Here is a 16,192-nt window from a genome sequence, read left to right on the forward strand (position 1 = left end):
ATCAGCTTTTTTGTTCGCGTTTCAGGTACTCGGCCGCGCGATGCACCGCCTTCATGATTTCGATGTGCGTGCCGCAACGGCACAGGTTGAAGCGCAGCGCGTCGCGGATATCGTCGTCATCAGGCGCAGGATTGCGATCGAGCAATGCCTTCGTGCTCATGATCATGCCGTTGAGGCAGTAGCCGCATTGCGCCGCTTGTTCATCGATAAAAGCCCGCTGGATCGGGTGCGGCGCGTCCAGCGTTCCAAGCCCTTCGAGCGTGAGTGTCTCGCGTCCCATGGCTGCTGCGACCGGCACGACGCATGAGCGTGCAGGACCGCCGTCCAGCAGCACCGTGCAGGCGCCGCACTGGCCGAGACCGCAGCCGTACTTCGGCCCGTTCAGCTCGAAGTCGTTGCGCAACACATACAGCAAGGGCGTGTCGCGGGTCACGTCGACCGTGCGAGTGCTGCCATTGACGGTCAGCGTCAATGGCCCTGAAACCGGTGTGGCGGAAGCAGACACGCTCATCTTCTAGTCATTGGATCAAGACCGCGCACGGCAATTTATGCAGATACTGCCGCACGCGCTCGGGTCGAAACATCACGCGGCGGCAGTCGTTGCCTGCTTCGCCGACGGCGACTTCAAAGGCTCGTTGAACACGTCATAAGCGAACACCCATGCCGGATCTTCGTTAGTGCGCAGCCACGTGTTGTTATGCGAGACCAGTTGCACCTTCGACGCACGCTCCGCACGATTCGCCTCATACAACGCGAACGCGCCGGCGTAGTCGCTCGCCCCGACTTCGTCCAGGCAGCGAGTCAGCATTGCCGCATCTTCAATCGCCATGGCCGCGCCCTGCGCCATATGCGGTTTCATCGGATGACATGCGTCGCCGAGCAGCACGAGGCGGCCACGGCTCCACAACGGCAGCGGATCGCGTTCCAGCAGCGGCCACTTCGTGACTTCCGGCGTGGCGTCGATCAGCTTCTGCACCGACGGATGATAGCCCGCGAAGACCTCGCGCATTTCGTCGCGGCTGCTGGGCGCAACCGACTGCCCTGCCGGCCACTCAGCCTGCGGAACGCCGGTCACGTAGTAGATTTCATCGCGCTTGGACGTCACGTAATACACCATCATGTGCCGGTCTTCCGACCACCACTTTACACACAGATCGAAAGGATCGGCGCCGAGCAGCGACGCGGGAAATACCGCGCGATGAGCGACGTAACCCGTGTAACGCGGCGGTTCAGCGCCCAGCAGATGGTCGCGAATCTTCGAGTTCACGCCGTCCGCGCCAATCACGATGTCCGCGGTCTCGACGCTGCCGTCGGCAAACGTCAGACGCACTTCGTTGTCCACTTCTTCAATCTTGCTCAGGCACTTATTGAACTCGATGGTGCCCGGTGCAACCGCTTCAGTCATCAGCGCATGGAAGTCACCGCGATGCACGGTCAGATACGACGCGCCATATTCCTTCAGCGCGAACTCGCCCAGCGGAATCTGCGCGATGGCTTCCCCGGTTTTCCAGTCGCGGCTGTACCAGTAGTCCGGGTGCGAACCCATGACGTTCAGCGCGTCTTCGCAGTCCATGCGGCGCATGATCTTCATCACGTTGGGGCCAAGGTGAATGCCCGCGCCGAGACGCGAAAAAGCAGGAGCCTGCTCGTACAGACGAACCGAATACCCGGCGCGCTGCATCAACGCCGCTGCCGCCGTTCCGCCAAGGCCCGCGCCAACGATCGCGATACGGGGTTTGCTCATGATGATCTCTCCATGTCTGGCGCTCGCCGAAAGAAGTCGTTCAGCCGAGCCTGTTGAATGAACTGATATTGAGTGTACACATTGAATTTTTTTGAGTAAAGAAAATTTGCATTGTGTCGATTCCAGTGCGTTTTATCCCTATATACGTGCATTTAATTAGGGTTTTCACCAATCGAAAGCACGCTTGCACCATTAAAAAATGTTTTCAGCATCTTGTTAAATTCCAATGTGTACACTAGACTTTATCGAATCAAACTGCTGCAGCATTTGCCGGACCAACAGCGCCGCCGCGAGCGGCCCGAGACATACACCTACGGAGTCGACCAGATGACCAAGACCTTTCGCATCGGCCAGATCGTGCCGAGCTCGAACACGACGATGGAAACCGAAATCCCGGCCATGCTGCTCGCCCGCCAGAGCATCCGCCCGGAGCGTTTCACGTTCCATTCCAGCCGCATGCGCATGAAGAAGGTGGTCAAGGAGGAGCTCGCGGCCATGGACGCGGAATCGGATCGCTGCGCGCTGGAACTCAGCGACGCGCGCGTGAACGTGCTCGGTTATGCGTGCCTGGTCGCAATCATGGCGATGGGACATGGCTACCACCGTGTGTCGCAGAAGCGCTTGCACGAGCGCACCGTGGAGAACGGCGGTTCCGCGCCGGTCATCACCAGCGCGGGCGCGCTTGTCGAAGCGTTGAAGGTCATTGGAGCAAAGCGCATCGTGGTGGTGGCGCCCTATATGAAACCGCTGACTGAACTTGTAGTCGACTACATCCGTAATGAGGGTTTTGAAGTTGTCGCCTACCGAGCGCTTGAGATTCCCGACAACCTGGATGTCGGCCGCCACGACCCGCGCCTGCTGCCTGACATCGTGAAAACCCTGCCCTATCAGGACGTCGATGCAATCGTCTTGTCGGCCTGCGTGCAGATGCCATCGCTTGCCGCAGTGCCGCAAGTTGAGGCAATGACAGGCAAGCCGGTGATTACCGCTGCCATTGCCACGACCTACGCCATGTTGCGCGAACTGGATCTCGAACGTGTGGTGCCGGGCGCTGGGGCATTGCTGTCCGGCGCTTATTGATCACGCTTATTGATCACGCTTACCGATTCCTTTCGATCCATCCACGGACTCCGCGATGACCACAACTTTCCTCTACGGCGCGAACGTCAACGCCAACGGCATTCGCCAGCATTACCTCCGCTACGGCGGCACGGAAGGCGTGCGTGAAGGCCGTCCCGCCGTGATCGTGATTCCTGGCATTACCAGCCCGGCCGTCACGTGGGGTTTTGTCGGCGAGACGCTTGGCCGCCAGTTCGATACCTACGTGCTCGATGTACGCGGCCGCGGCTTGTCCGAAGCATCGCCGACGCTCGACTACAGCCTCGACGCACAAGCCGCCGACGTCATCGCCTTCGCTCAGGCGCTCGGCCTTCAACACTATGCGCTTGTCGGCCACTCGATGGGCGCACGCATCGCAATCCGTGCTGCCCGCAGCGCGCCGAAGGGCCTGACGCGCACGGTGCTGGTCGACCCGCCCGTGTCCGGTCCGGGCCGCCGCGCGTATCCGGCGAAGCTGCCTTGGTATGTCGATTCGATCCGCCTGGCTGTGAAAGGCATCGACGCCGACGGCATGCGCGCTTTCTGCCCGACCTGGACTGACGAGCAGTTGCGCGTGCGCGCGCAATGGCTGCATACCTGCGATGAACGCGGCATGCTGACATCGTTCGAAGGCTTTCATACCGACGACATCCACGCCGACCTGCCCCTGCTTCGCGTGCCTTCTTTGCTGATCACGGCCGCGCGCGGCGACGTGGTGCTGGACGTTGACGTGCAGGAGATGCAGACACTGGCGCCAGGACTGCTGCATACGCGCGTGCCGGATGCGGGCCACATGATTCCGTGGGACAACGAAGCCGGCTTCTATGAAGCGTTCGGCGATTTCCTCGGCGCAAGGCTCGTCTAAGGTCCTGCACAAGCGACCCAAGACTAGCCGACACTGACACTCATTCTTCAGGAGTCAACATGCCAATCAGCGACTACGAAATGATCGCCGCATGGAAGCAGGTACTGACGTTATCGAAGCTGCAGGCCGGCCAGACCGTCACCATCCTCACCAGCGCGTCCACGCATCCGCAGACGCTTTCAAGCGCACTGATCGCCACGCAGTCGATGGGCGCGATCGTCAACCGGCTCGACCTGCTGCCGGTGAACGGCGAGAAGGCGCTGAGCCGCGACTCGCTCGCGTATCTCGGCACCACGCCTCTCACGGGCAACCTCGCCGCTATCGCCGCGTTGAAGGCGAGCGATCTCGTGCTCGACCTGATGACCTTGTTGTTCTCTCCCGAGCAGCACGAGATCCTCGCGACCGGCACGAAGATCCTGCTCGCGGTTGAGCCACCCGAAGTGCTCGCGCGCCTCGTGCCGACCGAAGCCGATCGCACGCGTGTGAAAGCAGCGGCCGAGCGGATCAAGGCATCGCGTGAAATGCGTGTCAAGTCGAAAGCGGGCACGGAACTCGTGTGTCCGCTGGGCGAGTTTCCCGCTATCTCCGAGTACGGTTTCGTCGATGAACCCGGCCGCTGGGATCACTGGCCAAGCGGTTTTGTGCTGACCTTCCCGAACGAAGGGCAAGCGAGCGGCCAGATCGTGATCGATCGCGGCGACATCCTGCTGCCGCAGAAAAAGTACGTGAACGATCCGATCACGCTGACGGTCGAGAACGGTTACGCGACGCGCATCGATGGTGGTGTCGATGCTGACTTGCTGAGCGACTACATGGCCTCGTTCAACGATCCCGAAGGTTATGCGATCTCGCATATCGGCTGGGGTTTGCAACCTCGCGCGCGTTGGTCGACGCTCGGTCTGTACGACCGCGAGGCAACCATCGGCATGGATGCCCGCGCGTTCGAAGGCAACTTCCTGTTTTCGCTTGGGCCGAACAACGAAGCAGGCGGCAAACGCACGACGACGTGTCACATCGATATCCCGCTGCGCCATTGCGACGTGTCGCTCGACGGCGTTGCCGTAGTCCGCGATGGCGTTGTGATGGACCGATAGAAATCTATATGCGGAGAATCTGAATGAGCGACATCCAGAGCCACGCCGAATCCGGCGTGTACAAACAGCAGGGATTCGGTACGCCGTTGCCGGTGCAAGGCAACATCGGCTTGCTGATTGTCGACTTCGTCGTCGGCTTCGCGGACCCGAAGACTTTCGGCGGCGGCAACATTGCGCCCGCTATCGAACGTACGGTGCATCTGCTGGCGGCCGCGCGCCGGCATGGCTGGCCGGTTGCGCATAGCCGCATTGTGTACGCGGCCGATGGCAGCGACGACAACGTGTTTTCGCTGAAAGTGCCGGGCATGGCGACGCTTACCGAAGGTCATCCGAACAGTGCAATCGTGCCTGAACTGACACCGGCGCGGGGCGAGCTGGTCGTGCGCAAGACCGTGCCGTCCGCGTTCTTTGGCACGCAACTCGCGCCGTGGTTATCGCAGCGTGCGGTGCAGACCTTGATCGTGGCGGGTGCAGTCACGAGCGGATGCGTGCGCGCAAGCGTGGTCGATGCGATGTCGCATGGTTTCCGTCCGCTGGTCGTATCCGATTGCGTCGGCGATAGAGCGATCGGTCCGCACGATGCAAACCTCTTCGACATGGCGCAGAAATATGCCGCTGTCATGACGCTCGATGAAGCCCTTGCAACGATAGAACAACGCCGTTCCTGAGCCCTCGATCGTCCGCTTCTAATCCTCTCCGCTGCATGAAAGCATCCTCCGGGTCCGGCCCGCGGGATGCTTCATCACGTTCGCACTAAAAACACTAACTCATTGATTTATATAGGATTTTTCTCATAAAAATCTTGCTTTCCTGATTTTGGTTTCGTAACTTTGAGGGACCGAATTTCGAGGAGACACGACTTGTCGACCCCATTGACAGACACTTTGCGCGGCACGCTGCACACCGACGCACAGGCCGAACGCGAGCTGTACAAGAAACTCACCTGGCGGCTGATTCCGTTCTTCTGCCTCTGCTATTTTTCAGCGTACCTGGACCGCGTGAACGTGGGTCTGGCGAAGCTGCAGATGCTCGATGCGCTGCACTTTAGCGACACCATCTACGGCCTCGGCGCAGGCCTCTTTTTTGTCGGCTATATCCTGTTCGAGGTACCGAGCAACCTGATCTTGCAGAAGGTCGGCGCGAAGCTCTGGATCGCGCGGATCATGGTCACGTGGGGCATCCTTTCCGGCCTCACGATGTTCGTCAAGACGCCGGGCCAGTTCTATACCCTGCGCTTCCTGCTCGGCGTCGCGGAAGCCGGTTTCCTGCCGGGCGTGCTGCTGTACCTGACGAACTGGTTCCCCGACGCGCGCCGCAGCAAGATCATTGCGCTCTTCATGATGGGGCTGCCGTTGTCGAGCCTGATCGGCGGGCCGTTATCGGGCTGGATCCTGACCTTCTTCGACGGCATGCACGGCTGGCAAGGCTGGCAGTGGCTGTTCGGGATCGAAGCGTTGCCGTCTATCGTTCTGGGCGTGCTGGTGTTTTTCTACCTGCCCAATACGGTGGAATCGGCGAAGTTCCTCAATAGCGATGAACGCCTGCGCCTGAAGCACGACCTCGCGCAGGAATCTCACGACGGCAAGAGTCATCGGCTGCGTGATGCGTTCACGGACCCGAAAGTTTGGGCGCTGGGTCTCATCGACTTGTGCGTGTTGCTCGGCACCTATGCGATCAGCTTCTGGCTGCCGAGCATCATTCGCGATTCCGGCGTGAAGAGCGCGCTCGAGATCGGCATGCTGACCGCCATACCGAATGCGCTGGCCGTGATCATGATGCTGGTGACGGGCGCGAGTTCGGACAAGCACCGCGAGAGGCGTTGGCATATCGTCGTACCTTTCGCGTGCACCGCGTTCGGACTGATTGCGAGCACGTTTTTCAGCGGTAACACGGCCATTACCGTGATCCTGCTGTCGATTGCGAATGCAGGGGTGGCCGCAGCCATGCCGGTGGTCTGGGCGCTGCCCTCTACGTTCCTGCGCGGCACGGCGGCGGCGGCGGGCATTGCTTTCGCCTGCTCGATCGCAAACCTCGGCGGCTTTGCGAGCACCTACGTACTGGGCTGGATGAAGGACTGGACCCACAGCATGAGCGCCGGCTTGATCACCTTCGGCATCTGCATGCTGGCAGGTTGCCTCTTGGTATTGGCGATGCCCAAGCGTATCGTTAATCGTTGAACATGGGCGTTGAACCGGTTTAGTCGAACCAAGCGGCATTTTCAGGAATTGTCATGCCTACTGCAGCAGCGCTCACCCGAGCCGAACTGCTCGCGCGCAGCGGCTGCCTGACCATCGTCAGGCAGCCGCTCGCGCCGGTCAAACCCGCTCCCGGGCAACCGGGCAGCGGGTCTTCCTACGTTCAGGATTCGCCGGAAATCTTCGTCGCGATACTGGACGATGGCAGCATCCTCGCGTTCAACGGTCACGTCGATCTCGGCACGGGCATCCGCACGTCGCTCGCGCAGATCGTGGCGGAAGAACTCGACGTGCCGGCCCCGCGCGTCAGGATGATCCTCGGCGACTCTGCTCAAGTGCCTAACCAGGGGCCGACCATCGCGAGCGCGACCATCCAGATATCCGCCGTGCCGCTCAGGTTTGCGGCGGCGCAAGCGCGGCTGGTGCTGATCGGGCTCGCGGCGCAACACTTAGGTATCGATGCCGCCCTCCTCGCCACCGACGATGGTTATGTCATCGCCCCGGACAAGACCCGTATCGGCTTCGGCGAGCTGCTCCAGGGCCAACGGATCTCGCGTCCCATCGACTCATCGGTTGCCGTGAAAGACCCGTCAAGCTACCGGATTGTCGGGCGGGCAACCCCGCGTGTCGATCTGCCCGCCAAGGCCACCGGCGCCCTGACCTTCGTTCACGACATGCGCGTGCCCGGCATGCTGCACGGACGCGTCGTGCGGCCGCCCTACGCGGGACACGATTGCGGAGCGTTCGTAGGCAAGACGCTGATCGACGTGGACCGAACATCCGTCGATACGTTGCCGGGCGTGCGAGGCGTGGTTGTCGTCGGCGACTTCGTCGGGGTGGTGGCCGAGCGTGAGGAACAGGCGATCCGCGCCGCGCGTGCGCTACGCGTCCGGTGGCGCCCGCTGCCGCCGCTCCAGTCTCTCGATGACCCGGCAGAGGCCATTGTTCAAGCTCCGGCCCAGCGGCGTCTGCTGCTGGAGGAAGGCGACGTGGAGAGTGTGCAGGGACAGCCCGGAACAACCACGCTCACGCGCAACTATGTCTGGCCATACCAGATGCATGGCTCGATCGGGCCGTCATGCGCGCTCGCGGACTATCAGGATGGACGCATCACGGTATGGTCGGGCACGCAGAACCCGCAGACATTGCGCTACGACTTGTCGCGCTTGGTCGAGCGGGACGAAGCCGATATCGATGTTGTCCGCATGGAGGCCTCCGGATGTTACGGCCGCAATTGCGCCGACGACGTCGCGGGCGATGCGCTCCTGTTGTCGCGCGCCATGGGTCAGCCGGTGCGGGTCCAGCTATCACGCGCCGACGAACATCAGTGGGAGCCCAAGGGCACGGCGCAAGTCGTCGATGTGACCGGCACGGTGTCGCGCAGCGGCGAGACGCTGGCTTATACGTTCGCCTCACGCTATCCGTCGAACGACGCGCCCCTGCTCGCCCTTCTGCTCACCGGCGCGACGCCGGCGGAGCCGCGCGTCTTTGAAATGGGCGACCGGACCGCGGTGTCGCCCTACACGTTCGCGCATCGCCGTTTCGTTTGCCATGACCTCGCGCCACTGGTCAGGGCGTCGTGGTTCCGAGGGGTATCGGCGCTGCCAAACTCCTTCGCCCATGATGTATTCATCGATGAACTCGCGTTCGAGACCGGCGCCGATCCCCTGGCTTTCCGGCTCCGTCATCTCGAGGACGAGCGGGCGGTGGCGTTGCTTGAGGCAGTGGCGGAACGCGCAGGCTGGCAAGCCCGTGCCGGACGCCGCCCGGTTCATAACAAGGGCGAACGTGTACTCCAAGGACGCGGCGTGGCGTATGCGCGATATGTGCATAGCCGCTTTCCCGGTTTCGGAGCAGCGTGGTCGGCATGGATCGTCGACCTGGAAGTCGATACCGTCAGCGGAGACATCCGCATCAAGCGCGTGACGGTCGGTCAGGACACGGGCACCGTGATCAATCCGGACGGGGTGCGCCATCAGATCCACGGCAACGTGATCCAGACTCTGAGCCGCACGATGAAAGAGCGTGTGCGCTTTACCGACGGTCTGGTCGCAAGCAAGGAATGGGGCAGCTATCCGATCCTGACATTCCCCGAGCTGCCCCCCGTGGACGTAGTGCTGGTGGACCGGCAAGGCGAGCCGCCGCTCGGCGCCGGAGAGTCCGCTTCGCTCCCCGGTGCGCCCGCTATCTCCAACGCGTTGTTCGATGCAACCGGCGTGCGGTTCCGCGCGCCGCCATTCACGCCAGACGCTGTCAGGGCGACGCTGCAGGCCGCCGCTGCGCTCGCGCCTGCCGAGCATCGATGAGCGCGTAGCAGCGGCCTGCAGGCGTCCATACGCAGACATAGGCATACATAGGTCAGTTATCTTCCGCCTGCGCCATGGCGCGAAGCAGATACACGATAGCGACGCGCTCCGCCGGATTCAGCCCTCCAAAAGTCTGCTCGCTCACCTGCTTCGCAAACGGCACGGTCTGGTCGATCAACGCCAGGCCTTCCGGCGTCGTGCGCACGAGCAGCTTGCGGCCGTCGAGCGGGTCGGGCGAGACCACGATCAGCGAACGCGCCTTCAAACGCTCGACGACTCCGCGGATGGTGGCCTGGTCGATCGCGGTCGCCTTGACGATATCGTTGAGCGAGCACGATTGCTTCTCCTTGACCGCGCATAGCGTGACGAACTGGGCCGCGGTCAGGTCGGAATCCGGTATGGCCGCCTGGAAGATGGCGACGTGGCGCTGATAAGCGCGTCGCAGCAGATGGCCGATCTGCGCGGAGAAGTGATACTCCTCGCTGTCTGCAACAACCGGCGGTGGGAAGGGCTTTTTGGACATGGGAAGAATTGTAGGGCACACGTCATATTACGCTGCGATCAGCGTGGCGCACCGTTTTCTTCAGTCCTGCCATGCCGCCCTTTTCATCATGGTCCACGCGGGTGTTCCGGGGCGTTGTGAAGCCCGCGAGGAGCCATCGCCCATACCCTTCCCTGATCCTTACCCGGGCGTCCGGTGCGTCGAAGGCTGTCCTCACGCATCTAATCGCGTTGGCGGCTTCGTTCCATCATGACGCGACCGGCCAGATCGGAAGCGAAGGTGTCGCGCCCGTCCGCGTCCGCATTGCAGCCGTTGGCGACGCACCAGTCCAAAAACACATTCGGATCGATATATGCCTGGATCACGCCAATGCCCTGGCGGACACACTGTTCACGGAAGCGCTCGACCTGATTTTTCCAGTCCATGTACGAGGCTGGCAACACCTCCCCATCGACGAACATGGCCCGGCATCGGTCGTAGTGCTCTTGCGTGTACCACGCCACGCCCAACAAACGGAACTGCGAGTTCATGGATTCCTTTTATACATGCGAGCTCGCGAGGGAGCGGGAGCGCCGGGCGCGAGTCATGCGCGAGTCATGCGCGAGTGATGCCCGAGTCATGCGCGCGGATCGACGCGAAGGCCGCCGCCAAGGATGAAACCGTATCGGCCATACCAGGGATGCACTCGACAGGACCGGATGGAGAAACAGCCGGTGGATTGGACTACCAGACTGACACCGGGCAGCCGCGCTCAGCGAAGCTTCTTAAACAAGCTGCTTGACTGCGTAGTACAAACTCCTGCCGAACCTCACGCTCATCTTCGCTTGCAGGGTCCTGAGGAACTCACTGCGGAGTATCTCCACTTCGCGGCTTGCCCGCGGAGGCAGAAGACCTACCGCCTGAATGAAGTCGTCCACCTCATGCGTACCCATGTCGTCTTCGAGCACGATCATTCGATGCCCAGGCTCCGCCGACATCTCATCCGCATCGCGAGCATCTGCCGCGCAAGGCAGTGACCGCGATGCCCCGATGTCGCCCGCCGGCATGAGCAAGACATCGGCGGCGTCGAAGTCGCACGCGCCGTTGGCGCACGCGCCCATGATCCGTACCCGCCCGGGAAACGTTGCCGACAAATCGGCGAGCCACGCCGCCGCCGGTTCGTTACCGACTCCGGCTATGAGTAACCGCGAGCTTGGAGCCTGCATCAATGCGCGAATTAATGCAGCTTGCCGGGCGATGCCGGCAGATGAAATGTCGTCACTGACCACCGCCAGCGCGAACTCGTTATCCGACACGTTCATCCTTGCGCGAGCGCGTTGTCTTACCGCGAGCGGCACCTCACCGCGGCGAGGGTCCGGTAAGACTTTGACTGCGGCCGCTCCCACTGCCCCCGCATCGAAGCGCGAATCGAACGTAAGCAAGGTCGCACGCGACGCGAGAGAACGGCGCGTACTCCATTCGCTGTCGACAGGCGACGCTTGAGGATTCTCCCGGCGCATGTCCAACGCGAACACGGAAGCGGGCCCGAACCATCGCCTTAGCGCGAACGCACATTCGGCGAACGCTTCGGCATAAGCCTCGACACCCACGAAGACATAAAGATTGCCGGCAGCGCCCGCATGACTGCCCGCATGTGCCCGTTGCACCATCGCAAGCAGGTGCGCCGAACTGATGAGCGTTGCGCTTTGCGAGCCCCCGCGCAGCTCGGCGTTGATGAATTCGACTCCCGCAAAGCTGTCGACTCCTACGCCCCGCCATAGCTGCATGGACCTGGTCAGAGGGGCGACCACCTTGATGCCAACGCTCGAAACAGAGCGAATTCCCTTTACCGAATCGCAAAGGATTTTTATCGATGCGGGATGCATCACTGGAGTTAACAAAACGATAGACGAATGCAATGCCGTCTCAAATAGTATGATGAATTATCACCAAGCTGAATGGTGGTTTAGCTCTTGATAAACAGTGTAATTAGAGGATTTCTTATTGCTTATCAATGACCAATTATTTACGATTTTTTTCTGATTATAGATACATATTCTTAACTAATTCGGACAATACATATCCTTTTTTAGACAGTCGGTAAAGGAGCTTTTCTTTGTTAGCTAGAATGTTTTTAGGGCACACACTAACGAGAAAAAAATGAACTTAGAGGTTGCAAGATCCTGGGAGAACTCGAGGCGGGTAGTCTCCATCGAGCAAGGGCATCGTCGGCATGGGCACGCGACCAACAAGCGGATCGCCATCCTGGTCTACGAGAACTGCTCTTTCGTGGAGGTCGGACTGATTGTCGAGACCTTCGACCTCGCCAATCTGGCCACTGCGACCCAGTACGGTCAGGCCCCACATTATTCGATATCCTTATTATCAAGCCGGGGAGGCCGCGTCCAGTGCTCCAACTCCATCAGCATGGACACGGACTCTGTCGACTCGTCGAATCCATCCGGATACGACGCCCTGTTCATCGCGGGAGGCGAGGGTGCATCGGCGGCGGCCAACGACGGCCGGACAACCGAGTGGCTCAAGCGCGTGTTCCAGACCGTGCGGGTGGTGCAGGCGGCGGGCAACGGCACGTTGTTGCTCAAGGGCGCTGACCTGCCCAACGCGCGCGGCATGATCATCCCGATACGGCCGTCGGGCAGGCAGCACATCCAGGGACCGGGAAACGATGTGGTGATTGACGTCAATGCCGGTTCGCCGGTCATCACTGCCCTCTCTCTCATCAAGAGCGACTTCGATTATGAAACAGCAGAGGGCATTGCCGAACGCCTCATGCCCTTTCCCGGACGCTGGCTCGAACCGCTGCTCGGCGACCCGCCCAACGCAAACGTTGCATCAACAATCAAGGAAGCGACTCGCTGGATAGAAGAACATTGCGCCCGCCCGATCACGGTCGACGACATTGCGCAGAGCGTGTCTATGGGCGAGCGCACATTTCTCCGGCATTTCAAGGCGGAAACCGGAATGCCGCCTTCCGAATACTTACTGCGTACCCGCCTTGATATTGCGTGCCGGTTATTGATCACCACGACTTTACCGATCGATAAGGTGGCGCGGCGATGCGGAATGCGCAGCGGCACCCGGCTGGCGAAAATCTTCAAGCGGCGCCTGGGTATTTCCGCCAGTGACTACCGTAACTGCGCGCGAGCCGACTTCGGCAATACCTGAATCCCCGGAGTCCAGTGCCGAGCCCCGATCGCGGGCTTCGGCACTTTTCAACCCGCTGCGCTTTTCAGCCCTGATTCCAGGGTTATTTCTTGAATACCCCGACAATGCCCGCGTGATCGACTACGAGTAGTGACGTGATCTTGTGCCGCTCCAGCAGCGCGAGCGCGTCTTCCACCCTCGTGCCGATCCGCGTGGTAACCGGGTTGCGCGACATGAACTCGCTTGCCGATTTGCTGAAGGCATCTTGTCCATGCACCTCGATCACGCGCCGTATGTCGCCATCCGTCACGAGACCATGACCTTCCCCGGTCCTGACGATCGCGATTCCCAGCTTGCTCTTCGTCATGACCGACACGACTTCCATCACCTTCGCGGCAGGGTCGATGAACGGCAACGCGTCGCTGATCATTTCATCCTCGACCATCCGCAAAAGGCGCCGGCCCAGCGACCCTCCGGGGTGAAACCGGGCGAAACTCTCGGGCCGGAAATCGCGGGCTTCCATGAGCGTGACGGCTAATGCATCGCCCATTGCGAGTGTCGCCGTGGTGGACGCGGTCGGAGCCAGCTGCAACGGGCATGCTTCGCTTTCCACCGCCACATTCAGGTGGCAATGCGCCGCGTTCGCGAGCGTCGAGCCAGGCTTGCCGGTCATCGCGATCACGGCATTGCCGTTCTGCCTGAGGAACGGCAAGAGCTGGATCACTTCATGCGTCTCGCCCGAATTCGAGATTGCGACGAACACATCGTTGTCCTTCACCATGCCCAGATCGCCGTGATAGGCCTCGCCGGGATGCATGAAGAAGGCCGGCGTGCCGGTGCTTGCCAGCGTGGCGGCAATCTTTCGACCGACGATGCCCGACTTGCCCATGCCGCAGACGATCACCCGCCCGCTCGACGCCAGGATGGTGCGCACCGCCCGCGAGTAGTCCTCGTTCAGGCGAGCCGACAGTGCGGCCACCGCGCGTGCTTCTATGTCGAAGACGCGTCCGGCGGACGCTATGAATGTGGCATCGTTCATGAATGTGCTCCGTTACCGGCAATTAGAAAGTCGGATACGCGCTTCACGTCGTCCCATGTGTCAACGCCGTGCGGGGGCGCTTCAGGCCAGGTCATCACCTTGATCGGAATGCCGAGCCAGATCGCGCGCAACTGCTCGAGCTTCTCCCATTGCTCGAGCTGGCACGAGGGCTCCCGCGCAAGCGCGCCAATCACCGAGCGGCGATACGCATAGATCCCGATATGGCGCAGGAAAGCAGGCAACGGCCATTGATCTGCCGGAACATCCCGGCAAAACGGAATGGGCGAGCGAGAGAAAAGCGCCGCGTCACCCGCTGCGTTGACGACAAGCTTCACGATGTTCGGATCGCGCAGATGCGCCGGGTCAGTGACGGACGTGGCGACGGTGGCCATGCGCAATTGCGGATCGGCGTTGCAAAACGCGATGAAGCCGGTGAGCAGCGCAGATGGCAGGAGCGGTTCATCGCCCTGTACGTTGACGACGAGATCATCGGCGTGCCAGCCGAGACGCTCCGCCACTTCCGCGCTTCGATCCGTACCTGAGCGATGTTCCGGGTCGGTCAGCAACGCCGGCACGTTGTAAGCGTCGAGCACGGCGGCGATGCGGTCATCGTCGATTGCCACGATCACGTCAGTCTGCTCATTCTCATCATCCAGCGCCTCCAGCGCGGCCCTGACACGCCGGTACACGCGCACGATCATGGGCACGCCCGCGAGTTCGATCAGCGGCTTCGCGGGCAGCCGCGTCGAGCCGTAGCGTGCGGGAATGACTACATGAATCCGCGAGCGGTCATTGCCTGACGTCATGTCGGCTCCATTCATCGATAAGAGGCGCGTAGGCGGCGTCCAGCGACAAGCCGCCCAGCGCGAGGAGATGGTCAGCCACATCGCGGGCGACACCGTGACCGCCAATGCATGGCGTGACGTAGGCCGCAGCACGCCGCACGAGCGGATGGGCATCGGCCGGTGCGCAGGAATAGCCTGCGATGGCCATGGCCCCGAGATCGATCACGTCGTCGCCGACAAACGCAATCTGCGCATCTTGCAGTGCGCGCTGCGAGCGGATGCGTTCGTAGGCGGAGCGCTTGTTGTCGCATCCGGCGACCACGACATCGAACTTCAGTTGCCGCGCGCGCAACGTCAGCGCCGGGCTCGAGCGCGCGGACACAATGCCGGTCGCAATGCCGTGCGCGCGCAGCAACGCGACGGCGACACCGTCTTTCACGTTGAACGGCTTGATGCATTCACCTTCGCCGTCCAGGTAGATCGATCCGTCCGTCAGCACGCCGTCGACATCGAACAAGACGAGCCGGATGGCCCCGCGATAGCCGCTGTTCACAGGAGACCTTCCTCGATGGGCGCGAACGACTTGACCAGGTCATCGACCGCTTTCATCTGAACCAGGAACGCTTCGAGCAGCGCGAGCGGCAATGCGCTCGGACCGTCGCAGCGCGCCTGGTCCGGGTTCTCATGCGATTCGAGAAAGAGTCCGGCCACACCCGCGGCAAGACCCGCGCGCGCCAGTTCAAACACCTGTTCGCGGCGCCCGCCAGACGCTTCGCTTCCGGCGTCGCGGCGCTGCAGGCTATGCGTGACGTCGAAGATCACGGGGCTTCCACCCGACGCTTCACGCATCGTGCGAAAGCCAAGCATGTCGACGACGAGATTGTCGTAGCCGAACGAACTGCCGCGCTCGCACAGCATGACGTTGTGATTGCCCGCCTCATGGCATTTGTTCACCACATGCCTGACCTGTGCCGGACTCATGAACTGCGGTTTCTTGATGTTGACGGCGCGTCCGGTCCGGGCGATAGCCACCACGAGATCCGTTTGCCGCGCAAGGAATGCGGGGATCTGCAGCACGTCGACCACTTCCGCCACCGGCTTCGCCTGTTCGATCTCGTGCACGTCGGTCAGCACGGGAACGCCAAAGCGCAGCTTGACCGCCTCGAAGATCCGCAAACCCTCGTCGAGACCCACGCCGCGGTATGAATGCATCGACGAACGGTTGGCCTTGTCGAACGATGCCTTGAACACAAATGGAATACCGAGGCGTTCCGTGACGTCGACATAACGCGCGCAGGCGGCCAGCGTCGAATCGAGGTCTTCGAGCACGTTGATGCCGCCGAACAACACGAACGGCGCTTGATTGGATACGGTGATGTCGTTTGAAATCACTAACGGTTGTTGACTGGCAGTCATGGCT

At 61.4% G+C, this 16,192-nt stretch carries 16 protein-coding genes; 7 read left to right on the forward strand and 9 right to left on the reverse strand.

What is annotated here, in order from left to right:
- Position 1: 1 nt before the first annotated feature.
- The gene (locus ACSOSP_RS21420) at positions 2 to 511 is read right to left on the reverse strand and encodes a (2Fe-2S)-binding protein (RefSeq protein ID WP_455312929.1); all 510 of its coding nucleotides are present in this window, start codon (positions 509 to 511) and stop codon (positions 2 to 4) included.
- A gap of 72 nt (positions 512 to 583) precedes the next feature.
- Positions 584 to 1,744: an FAD-dependent monooxygenase gene (locus ACSOSP_RS21425; RefSeq protein WP_455312930.1), complete on the reverse strand. Its 1,161-nt coding sequence runs from the start codon at positions 1,742 to 1,744 to the stop codon at positions 584 to 586.
- Positions 1,745 to 2,071: 327 nt separating this feature from the next.
- Between ACSOSP_RS21425 and ACSOSP_RS21430 the strand changes: the two genes are divergently transcribed.
- The 6 genes from ACSOSP_RS21430 (at position 2,072) to ACSOSP_RS21455 (ending at position 9,302) form a co-directional block, all read left to right on the forward strand.
- Positions 2,072 to 2,824, forward strand: coding sequence for a maleate cis-trans isomerase family protein (locus tag ACSOSP_RS21430; RefSeq protein WP_455312931.1), 753 nt, complete (start codon positions 2,072 to 2,074; stop codon positions 2,822 to 2,824).
- A gap of 55 nt (positions 2,825 to 2,879) precedes the next feature.
- On the forward strand, positions 2,880 to 3,707 hold the full coding sequence (locus ACSOSP_RS21435; RefSeq protein ID WP_455312932.1) for an alpha/beta fold hydrolase: 828 nt from the start codon (positions 2,880 to 2,882) through the stop codon (positions 3,705 to 3,707).
- Between the two features lie 59 nt (positions 3,708 to 3,766).
- Complete coding sequence (locus ACSOSP_RS21440) at positions 3,767 to 4,801, forward strand: 2,5-dihydroxypyridine 5,6-dioxygenase (RefSeq protein ID WP_455312933.1); 1,035 nt, start codon at positions 3,767 to 3,769, stop codon at positions 4,799 to 4,801.
- A gap of 23 nt (positions 4,802 to 4,824) precedes the next feature.
- Positions 4,825 to 5,469 (forward strand): N-carbamoylsarcosine amidohydrolase, encoded by a 645-nt coding sequence (locus tag ACSOSP_RS21445; protein WP_455312934.1) that lies wholly within the window; start codon positions 4,825 to 4,827, stop codon positions 5,467 to 5,469.
- A gap of 204 nt (positions 5,470 to 5,673) precedes the next feature.
- Positions 5,674 to 6,978, forward strand: a complete 1,305-nt coding sequence (locus tag ACSOSP_RS21450; RefSeq protein WP_455313745.1) for an MFS transporter — start codon at positions 5,674 to 5,676, stop codon at positions 6,976 to 6,978.
- Between the two features lie 53 nt (positions 6,979 to 7,031).
- Positions 7,032 to 9,302, forward strand: a complete 2,271-nt coding sequence (locus ACSOSP_RS21455; protein WP_455312935.1) for a molybdopterin cofactor-binding domain-containing protein — start codon at positions 7,032 to 7,034, stop codon at positions 9,300 to 9,302.
- A 52-nt stretch (positions 9,303 to 9,354) separates the two neighbouring features.
- Here the strand turns inward: ACSOSP_RS21455 and ACSOSP_RS21460 are convergent, their stop codons facing one another.
- The 3 genes from ACSOSP_RS21460 to ACSOSP_RS21470 form a co-directional block, all read right to left on the reverse strand.
- Entirely contained in the window at positions 9,355 to 9,825 is a 471-nt protein-coding gene (locus tag ACSOSP_RS21460; RefSeq protein ID WP_455312936.1) for a MarR family winged helix-turn-helix transcriptional regulator, read from the reverse strand.
- Positions 9,826 to 10,025: 200 nt separating this feature from the next.
- Positions 10,026 to 10,334, reverse strand: a complete 309-nt coding sequence (locus ACSOSP_RS21465) for a hypothetical protein (protein ID WP_455312937.1) — start codon at positions 10,332 to 10,334, stop codon at positions 10,026 to 10,028.
- A 234-nt stretch (positions 10,335 to 10,568) separates the two neighbouring features.
- Positions 10,569 to 11,570, reverse strand: coding sequence for a hypothetical protein (locus ACSOSP_RS21470; RefSeq protein ID WP_455312938.1), 1,002 nt, complete (start codon positions 11,568 to 11,570; stop codon positions 10,569 to 10,571).
- 373 nt (positions 11,571 to 11,943) lie between these two features.
- Here ACSOSP_RS21470 and ACSOSP_RS21475 point away from each other — a divergent pair, with 373 nt between their 5' ends.
- Positions 11,944 to 12,969: a GlxA family transcriptional regulator gene (locus ACSOSP_RS21475; protein WP_455312939.1), complete on the forward strand. Its 1,026-nt coding sequence runs from the start codon at positions 11,944 to 11,946 to the stop codon at positions 12,967 to 12,969.
- An 82-nt stretch (positions 12,970 to 13,051) separates the two neighbouring features.
- Here ACSOSP_RS21475 and ACSOSP_RS21480 read toward each other — a convergent pair whose 3' ends face one another.
- The 4 genes from ACSOSP_RS21480 to kdsA are packed head-to-tail and all read right to left on the reverse strand — an operon-like array spanning position 13,052 to position 16,188.
- Positions 13,052 to 13,987: a KpsF/GutQ family sugar-phosphate isomerase gene (locus ACSOSP_RS21480; RefSeq protein WP_455312940.1), complete on the reverse strand. Its 936-nt coding sequence runs from the start codon at positions 13,985 to 13,987 to the stop codon at positions 13,052 to 13,054.
- Positions 13,984 to 14,793, reverse strand: coding sequence for a 3-deoxy-manno-octulosonate cytidylyltransferase (kdsB, locus tag ACSOSP_RS21485; protein ID WP_455312941.1), 810 nt, complete (start codon positions 14,791 to 14,793; stop codon positions 13,984 to 13,986). Before kdsB ends, ACSOSP_RS21480 begins: the two co-directional genes overlap by 4 nt.
- Positions 14,777 to 15,325: a KdsC family phosphatase gene (locus ACSOSP_RS21490; RefSeq protein ID WP_455312942.1), complete on the reverse strand. Its 549-nt coding sequence runs from the start codon at positions 15,323 to 15,325 to the stop codon at positions 14,777 to 14,779. The genes kdsB and ACSOSP_RS21490 overlap by 17 nt, the downstream gene beginning before the upstream one ends.
- Positions 15,322 to 16,188, reverse strand: coding sequence for a 3-deoxy-8-phosphooctulonate synthase (kdsA, locus tag ACSOSP_RS21495; RefSeq protein ID WP_455312943.1), 867 nt, complete (start codon positions 16,186 to 16,188; stop codon positions 15,322 to 15,324). The genes ACSOSP_RS21490 and kdsA overlap by 4 nt, the downstream gene beginning before the upstream one ends.
- Between the last annotated feature and the right edge of the window lie 4 nt (positions 16,189 to 16,192).

The organism is Caballeronia sp. KNU42, assembly GCF_053760385.1.